This window comes from Pseudokineococcus marinus (assembly GCF_013004605.1).
GTDB lineage: Bacteria > Actinomycetota > Actinomycetes > Actinomycetales > Quadrisphaeraceae > Pseudokineococcus > Pseudokineococcus marinus.
Map to the genome: position 1 here is coordinate 1 of NZ_JABEMA010000151.1, position 7,459 is coordinate 7,459.

A 7,459-nucleotide genomic window follows, 5' to 3' on the forward strand; every position below is an offset into this window, starting at 1 on the left:
GGCCAGGGCTACCCCGGCGACGAGGACAACGGCGAGATGTCCGCCTGGTACGTCCTGTCCTCCCTCGGGATCTACCCGCAGCAGGTCGGCTCCGACCGGTGGAGCATCGGCTCGCCGCTGTTCGACCCCTTCGCGGCCGCCCGCCGCGCCGAGGTCTCGCGGATGTTCCCCGGCGAGCGCCTCGTCATCCCGGCGGGTCCGCTCAAGACCCGCTCCAACGACACGGACTACCGCTTCCGCGCCCACTCCGCCTTCGCCCACCTCACGGGCCTGGGCGGTGAGCGCGAGCCCGACGCCGTGCTCGTCCTCGACCCCCGCGGGTCCGAGGACGGCGCCCAGCAGGACGGCGGCCGGCCGGAGGGGGGCCGGCAGGAGGGGCACGAGGCCGTCCTGCTCTTCCGCCCCCGCACGCCGCGGACGTCGGAGGAGTTCTTCGCCGACGCCCGCTACGGCGAGTTCTGGGTGGGCGCGCGCCCCTCGCTCGCCGACGCCGAGGCCGAGCTCGGGCTGACGTGCCGGGATGTGCGCGACCTGGACGACCTCCTCGCCGAGGGCGGTGCGCCGCTGCGCGTCGTCGCGGACGCCGACCCGGCGCTGACCGCCCGCGTCTCCGCCCTGCGCACGGCTGCCGGCACGGACCCGGCGGCCGCCGAGGTGGCCGACGACGAGCTCGTCGTCGCCCTGTCGGAGCTGCGGCTCGTCAAGGACGAGCACGAGGTCGAGCAGATGCGCCTGGCCGTGGCCGCCAGCGCCAGCGGCTTCGAGGACGTCGTGCGCTCGCTGCCGCGCGCCCTGGACCACGTGCGCGGCGAGCGGGTCGTCGAGAGCGCCTTCGCCGCCCGGGCCCGGGAGGACGGCAACGGCGTCGGCTACGAGACGATCGCCGCCGCCGGCGAGCACGCCTGCACCCTGCACTGGACCCGCAACGACGGCCCGGTGCGCCCGGGGCAGCTCGTGCTCCTCGACGCCGGGGTCGAGGTCGACAGCCTCTACACGGCCGACGTCACCCGGACCCTGCCGGTCGACGGCCGCTTCACCGAGCCGCAGCGCCGCGTCTACCAGGCGGTGCTCGACGCGGCGGACGCCTCCTTCGCCGTGGCCCGCCCGGGCTCGCGCTTCCGCGACCTCCACGAGGCGGCCATGCGCGTCATCGCGGCCCGTCTCGACGAGTGGGGCCTGCTCGCGGTGGGCGCCGAGGAGGCCCTGTCGGCCGAGGGCGGCCAGCACCGCCGCTGGATGGTCCACGGCACCTCGCACCACCTGGGCCTCGACGTCCACGACTGCGCGCAGGCGCGGCGGGAGATGTACCTCGACGCCGTCCTCGAGCCCGGCATGGTCTTCACCATCGAGCCCGGGCTGTACTTCAAGAGCGACGACGAGCTCGTCCCCGAGGAGCTCCGGGGCATCGGCGTGCGCATCGAGGACGACGTCCTCGTCACGGCCGACGGCTGCGAGAACCTCTCCGCCGCCCTCCCGCGCGAGCCGGGCGCCGTGGAGGAGTGGATGGCCTCGCTCCGGGGCTGACCGGCCCCCCCGGCCCGGGCGCCGGGCACGCAGGAGGGGCGGGGCTCCGGACGTCGTCCGGTGCCCCGCCCCTGCTGGTGCCGCCGCCCCTGCTGGTGTCGCCGCCCCGCGTGCGTCGCTCCCGACGTACCGCCTCTCCGGGGGGAGCCGGCCGCCACGCGCGGCGTCAGCGGGGGGCGTCCTCCGCGCGCCCGGCCGGATCCTCTCCCTCGGCGCGCGCCCGCTCCTGCTCGCGCTGCCGGGCGACCATCTCGCTGTACGTCGGACCGCTGACGCGCGCCGGGCCCTCCTCGCCCTCCGACGCCCCGGCGCCGGGGGCCGGCGACGCCGGCACCTGCTCGCGCGCCAGCGGCGCCGGTCTGCTCCTGGGAGCAGAAGATGGCGTAGCGCGAGGCGACGATCTGGCTCACGGACGTGAAGTCGCGCCGGCCGCGGGAGGCCGCGTAGCTGACGAGGCTGAGGATGAGGCCGAAGGCCGCACCGATGAGCACCGCCGGGAGGATGGCGACGAGCCCGGCGTCGGGCGGCGACAGGAGCAGCAGGATGAGGCCGATGAGCAGGCCGATCCAGGCGCCGGACGCCAGCCCCGCCCCCGCGACGCGCCCGTAGGTGAGGCGGCCCAGGACTCGCTCGACCATGCGCAGGTCGGTGCCGACGATCGTCACGTGCTGGACGGGGAAGTGCTCGTCGGAGAGGAAGTCCACCGCGGCCTGGGCGGCGGCGTAGGTCTCGTAGGAGGCGACCTCCTCACCCGTCGGCGCGGTGGGGACGCCCTGCCGGTTGCGGGCGGAGGTGAAGGGGCTGGACATGGTCGTGATCATCCGCCGCCCCCGGGGGCGCCACCACCCGGGACGCTCCTCCCCCACCAGCTCGGTGCGGCCTCACAGCCCGGGTCCGGCGACCTCCCAGGGATCGACCCCGCAGAGGGCGCGGGTCAGACGTGCCCGGCGCGGCGCAGGAGGACGGCCAGGAGCCACCCGGGCAGGACCCACAGCCACAGCGTGGCCACGCGGTAGGTCACCGACGCGAGCACGGCCGGCACCGGGTCGACGCCGACCGCGACGAGGCCGGCGGCGATGGCCGCCTCGACGGTCCCGATGCCGCCCGGCGTCGGGAAGACGCTGCCCACGGCCGTCCCCGCGAAGAGGACGACGGCGAGCTCGAGCAGCGGGACGTCGGCCCCGTAGGCGCGCAGGCTCAGGCCGAGGGCGGCCAGGAAGCCGCCGGTCACGAGGCCGCTGCCCAGGGCCCCCCTGCCCAGGCGCGCCGGGTGGCGCGCGAGGTCGCGCAGCACGGCCAGGGCGCGCCCCGCGGGGGCACGCAGACGAGCCACGACCGCCCGCCGCAGGCGCGGCACGAGCAGGGTGCCGAGGGCCGCCACGACGACGGAGAGGACGGTGAGGAGCGTCACCTCGTCGGGCAGCAGCCGCACGCCGCTCGCCGTGCGCCCCGAGGAGAGGACCGCCGCCACGAGCACGAGCGCGGTGACGAGGACGGAGACGACCTGGATGGCGAGGACGGACGCCACGGCGGCGGGCGTCGAGGCGCCCCGCCGGTAGAGGTACCGGACGTTGAGGGCCATCCCGCCGAGCCCGGCGGGGCCGAGGAGGTTGAGGAAGGTGCCCGCCACCTGGACGGCCGCCGTTGGGCGCAGGCGCAGCGGCACGGGCGAGAAGGCCATGACGGTGGCCGTGGCTCCCGCGAAGGGCACGACCGCCGCGACGGCGGTGAGCGCGAGCCACCCCGGGTGGGCCTGCCGCAGGGCCGTCAGGGGGTCGGCGCTGCCGAGCTGGCGGACGACGAGGGACAGGGCCAGGACGCCCAGCGCCGCCCCGAGGAGGGCGCCCGCGGCGCGCCAGCGCCGTCGGACGTGCGGGGCGCTCCGCTCGGCGGCGACGTCGCCGGACGAGACCGGGGGCTCCGCGACGCGGTCGGTCTCCGGACCGACGGCCGGGGGGACGGCCATGCGCGCCTCCTCCCCGGCCGCGTCCGGAGGGCGTCACTCGCCGAAGCGCTTCTCCCCCGCCTGCTTGGCCGCCTGGACCTCGCTCTTCGCGCCGGAGCTCGACACCTCGCCGCCCGCGTTCTCCAGGTGCGCGCGGACGAACCAGTGGAACTGCTCGAGGTCGGTCGAGTGGTCGATGAGCATGTCCTCGGTGATGGGGTCGAGCTCGCCGACGGACTCGATCGCCGCGCGGTAGTCGGCGATGACGCCCTGGTAGACGAGGTCGAGCGCCCCGAGGTGCTCGATCGTGCCCGCGCGACCGATGGAGTAGTCGTCCCACGAGCGCTGGGCGACGAGGTGGCCGGGGGTGCCGACCGGGCTGCCGCCCATGGCCGAGATGCGCTCGGCGACGGAGTCCGCCATCTCCCGGACGCTGTCGACCTGGGGGTCGAGCATCTCGTGGACCCCGATGAAGTTCGGGCCCACGACGTTCCAGTGCACGTGCTTGAGCGTGAGGTGCAGGTCGGTGAGGGCGTTGAGCCGCTCCTGCAGGTTCTTCACCACCTGGGCGCCGGCGTCCTGCGCCATGCCCGGGATCGTGTACGCGATCTCCGGGGCGCCGTCGAGGGCGGTGGAGGAGTCCTTCGAGGTCTCGCTGATCGTCATGCCCTCGACGCTACGACCGGCGCCCGCGGGCCGCACCCGCGAGTCCGCGGCCCTCCCCGGGCCCCGCCGCCGGCCCCGCGCGGTCGGCCGTCGGGGGCCCGCCGTCGCCTCCGGAGCCGCCGGGCGGGGCCGCGCGGCGCGGCTACGCTGACGGGCGTGAGCAGCCCGTCCCGGATCTTCGCCGCGCGGCTGGCCGGGCTCCCCGTCTTCGACCCCCTGGGCGACCAGGTGGGGCGCGTGCGCGACGTCGTCAGCGTGCTGCGCGGCGACGGGCGGCGCCTGCGGGTCGTGGGCCTCGTCGTCGAGGTCCCCGGGCGCCGGCGCGTCTTCGTGCCCATGACGCGCGTGACGGCGATGGACGCCGGGCAGGTCATCACCACGGGCCTCGTCAACATGCGCCGCTTCGAGCAGCGCAGCAGCGAGGTGCTGCTCCTGGCCGAGGTGCTGGAGCGGCGCGTCGAGCTCCTCGACGGGTCGGGGACGGCCACCGTGGAGGACCTCGCGCTCGAGCGGCCGGGCCCGCGCGACCTCGAGGTCATGCGGGTCTTCGTCCGGCGCGGGGTGCCCGGGGGGCTCGGCTCGCGCCTGCGCGGCCGCCGCGGCGAGACCCTGCTCGTGCACGTGGACGAGGTGCGCGGCCTGCTCGGGGCGCCCGCCGGGGCGCAGGGCGCCAGCCTGCTCGTGGCGACCTTCGAGGACATGAAGCCGGCCGACATCGCCGAGGCCCTCCACGACCTGTCGGGCCGCCGTCGCCTCGAGCTGGCGGCCGAGCTCGCCGACGACCGCCTCGCCGACGTCCTCGCCGAGCTCGGCGAGGAGGACCGGGTCGAGGTCGTCACCGGCCTGGCGCGGGAGCGCGCGGCCGACGTCCTCGAGGCGATGGACGCCGACGACGCGGCCGACGTCCTCGGCGAGCTGCCGGAGGACGCCAAGGAGACGCTCCTGCAGCTCATGGAGCCCGACGAGGCCGCCGACGTCCGCCGCCTGCTGGCCTACGACGAGGAGACGGCCGGCGGCCTCATGACGCCCGAGCCCGTGCTGCTGGGCCCGGAGGCGACGGTCGCGGAGGCCCTCGCCCTCGTGCGCAGCAGCGACCTGTCGACCGCCGAGGCGGCGTCGGTGTACGTGTGCCGGCCGCCGCTGGAGACGCCGACGGGGCGCTACCTCGGGCTCGTCCACATCCAGGCCATGCTGCGGGTGGCCCCCCACGAGCAGCTGGGGTCCATCCTCGACACGGACGTGGACGGCCTGCCGCCGGAGGCGCCGCTCGGCGTCGTCGCGCGGCGGCTCGCCGTCTACAACCTCGTCTCGGTGCCGGTCACGGACCCGGCGGGCCGCCTGCTGGGGGTCGTGACGGTGGACGACGTGCTCGACCACGTGCTCCCCGAGGACTGGCGCGAGCAGGACGACGCCGACCTGGCGACGGGCGGCGGCGCCGCGCGCTGAGCGGCGACCGGCACGACCAGCAGGACCGTCCCGGTCCGCGCCCCGTCGGGGGGCGGCCGGGGCGCGCACGCCGCTCCCCACCGGGGCGCGCACGAGCAGGACGGCCGACCCAGGCGGAGGAGGGACGAGGCATGGCACGGGAGCGGACGGCGGCGCGCCGGCGCGGGCCGGGGCTGGACAGCCCGCAGGAGACGAGGCGGCGGTTCGTGCCGCGCCCGAGCATCGACCCCGAGGCCTTCGGACGGCTGTCGGAGGCCTTCGCCCGCTTCATGGGCACCCCGCGGTTCCTCATCTACATGTCCGGCTTCATCGTGCTGTGGGTCCTCTGGAACACCCTGGCGCCGGCGGACCTGCGCTTCGACCCGTACGCGTTCCTCTTCCTCACGCTGATGCTGTCGCTGCAGGCCTCCTACGCGGCGCCGCTGATCCTCCTCGCGCAGAACCGCCAGGACGACCGCGACCGGGTGGCGCTCGAGCAGGACCGGCAGCGGGCTGAGCGCAACCTCGCGGACACCGAGTACCTCGCCCGCGAGGTGGCCGCCCTGCGGATCGCCCTGAGGGAGGTCGCGACCCGCGACTTCCTGCGCAGCGAGCTGCGGCAGCTCGTCGAGGAGCTCGACGGCGGCCGCGACGACGGGGAGCGGGGCCGCGGGCGGTCGCGCGGGCGCCCCGACGGCCGCCCGGACCGTGACCAGGGCCCTGACCAGAGCCGGGACCGGAGCCGGGACCCGGGCCGTCAGGACGGGCGCCGGGGCGCACCTACGCTGGAGGCATGAGCCCCACCGAGACGCTCGTGCGCGAGGCCCTGGGCCGCGTGCTCGACCCCGAGATCCGCCGGCCCATCACCGACCTCGGCATGGTGCGCTCGGTGGCCGTGGACGGGGCCGACGTCGCGGTGGAGGTGTCGCTCACGACGGCGGGCTGCCCGCTCAAGGCCCAGCTGGAGCGCGACGTCACCCGTGAGGTCTCCGCCCTCGAGGGCGTGGCCTCGGTGCGCGTGGCCCTCGGCGTCATGGACGACGCCCAGCGCGCCGCCCTCAAGGACGTGCTGCGCGGCGGCCGGCCCGCCCGCGAGGTGCCCTTCGGCCCCGGCTCGCTCACGCGCGTCGTCGCGGTGGCCTCCGGCAAGGGCGGGGTCGGCAAGTCCAGCGTGACGGTCAACCTCGCCGCCGCCATGGCCGCCGACGGCCTGCGCGTGGGCGTCCTCGACGCCGACGTCCACGGCTTCTCGGTGCCGCGGATGCTCGGGGTCACCACGGCCCCCACGCGCGTCGACGACATGATCATCCCGCCGGTCGCCCACGACGTGAAGGTCGTCTCGATCGGCATGTTCACGCAGGGCAACGCGCCGGTCGTCTGGCGCGGCCCGATGCTCCACCGCACCCTCGAGCAGTTCCTCACCGACGTGCACTGGGGCGACCTCGACGTCCTGCTCCTCGACCTGCCGCCCGGCACGGGCGACATCGCCATCAGCGTCGCCCAGCTGCTGCCCGGCGCCGAGCTGCTCGTCGTCACGACGCCGCAGGCCGCGGCCGCGGAGGTCGCCGAGCGCGCCGGCGCGGTCGCCCGTCAGACGAAGCAGTCGGTCGCCGGCGTGGTGGAGAACATGAGCTGGATGGAGATGCCCGACGGCTCGCGCGTCGAGGTCTTCGGCAGCGGCGGCGGCGAGGCCGTGGTCGAGCGCCTCGGCGACCTGCTGCGCGTCCCTGTCCCCTTCCTCGGCCAGGTGCCGCTCGACGTCCGCGTCCGCGAGGGCGGGGACGCCGGCGTCCCCCTCGTGCTGGCCGAGCCGGACGCGCCGGCGGCGCGGGCGCTGCGCGAGGTGGCGCGCGGCCTCTCCCGGCCCCGCGGGCTCGCGGGCCGCCCGCTCGGGCTCAC

Annotated in this window: 6 protein-coding genes and 1 pseudogene; 4 read left to right on the forward strand and 3 right to left on the reverse strand. The window is 76.5% G+C overall.

Annotated elements, in window-relative coordinates:
• On the forward strand, positions 1-1,524 hold a 1,524-nt coding region (locus tag HLB09_RS10425), incomplete at its 5' end, for an aminopeptidase P family protein (protein WP_171203315.1).
• A 539-nt stretch (positions 1,525-2,063) separates the two neighbouring features.
• Here HLB09_RS10425 and HLB09_RS19990 read toward each other — a convergent pair.
• The 3 genes and pseudogenes from HLB09_RS19990 to HLB09_RS10435 all read right to left on the reverse strand — a co-directional run.
• Positions 2,064-2,345: pseudogene (locus tag HLB09_RS19990) on the reverse strand (general stress protein); the annotation flags it as partial.
• Positions 2,346-2,458: 113 nt separating this feature from the next.
• Complete coding sequence (locus tag HLB09_RS10430) at positions 2,459-3,490, reverse strand: lysylphosphatidylglycerol synthase transmembrane domain-containing protein (RefSeq protein WP_171203316.1); 1,032 nt, start codon at positions 3,488-3,490, stop codon at positions 2,459-2,461.
• A 33-nt stretch (positions 3,491-3,523) separates the two neighbouring features.
• Positions 3,524-4,135: a Dps family protein gene (locus HLB09_RS10435; RefSeq protein ID WP_171203317.1), complete on the reverse strand. Its 612-nt coding sequence runs from the start codon at positions 4,133-4,135 to the stop codon at positions 3,524-3,526.
• A 156-nt stretch (positions 4,136-4,291) separates the two neighbouring features.
• Between HLB09_RS10435 and HLB09_RS10440 the strand changes: the two genes are divergently transcribed.
• From HLB09_RS10440 to HLB09_RS10450, 3 genes are all read left to right on the forward strand, one after another.
• Positions 4,292-5,581, forward strand: coding sequence for a magnesium transporter MgtE N-terminal domain-containing protein (locus tag HLB09_RS10440; RefSeq protein ID WP_171203318.1), 1,290 nt, complete (start codon positions 4,292-4,294; stop codon positions 5,579-5,581).
• Positions 5,582-5,712: 131 nt separating this feature from the next.
• Positions 5,713-6,357 carry a DUF1003 domain-containing protein gene (locus HLB09_RS10445; protein WP_171203319.1) on the forward strand — a complete coding sequence of 215 codons (645 nt, stop codon included), beginning with the start codon at positions 5,713-5,715 and terminating at the stop codon, positions 6,355-6,357.
• Positions 6,354-7,459 (forward strand): Mrp/NBP35 family ATP-binding protein (locus HLB09_RS10450; protein ID WP_171203320.1); only part of this gene is annotated, 1,106 nt, incomplete at its 3' end. The genes HLB09_RS10445 and HLB09_RS10450, both read left to right, overlap by 4 nt.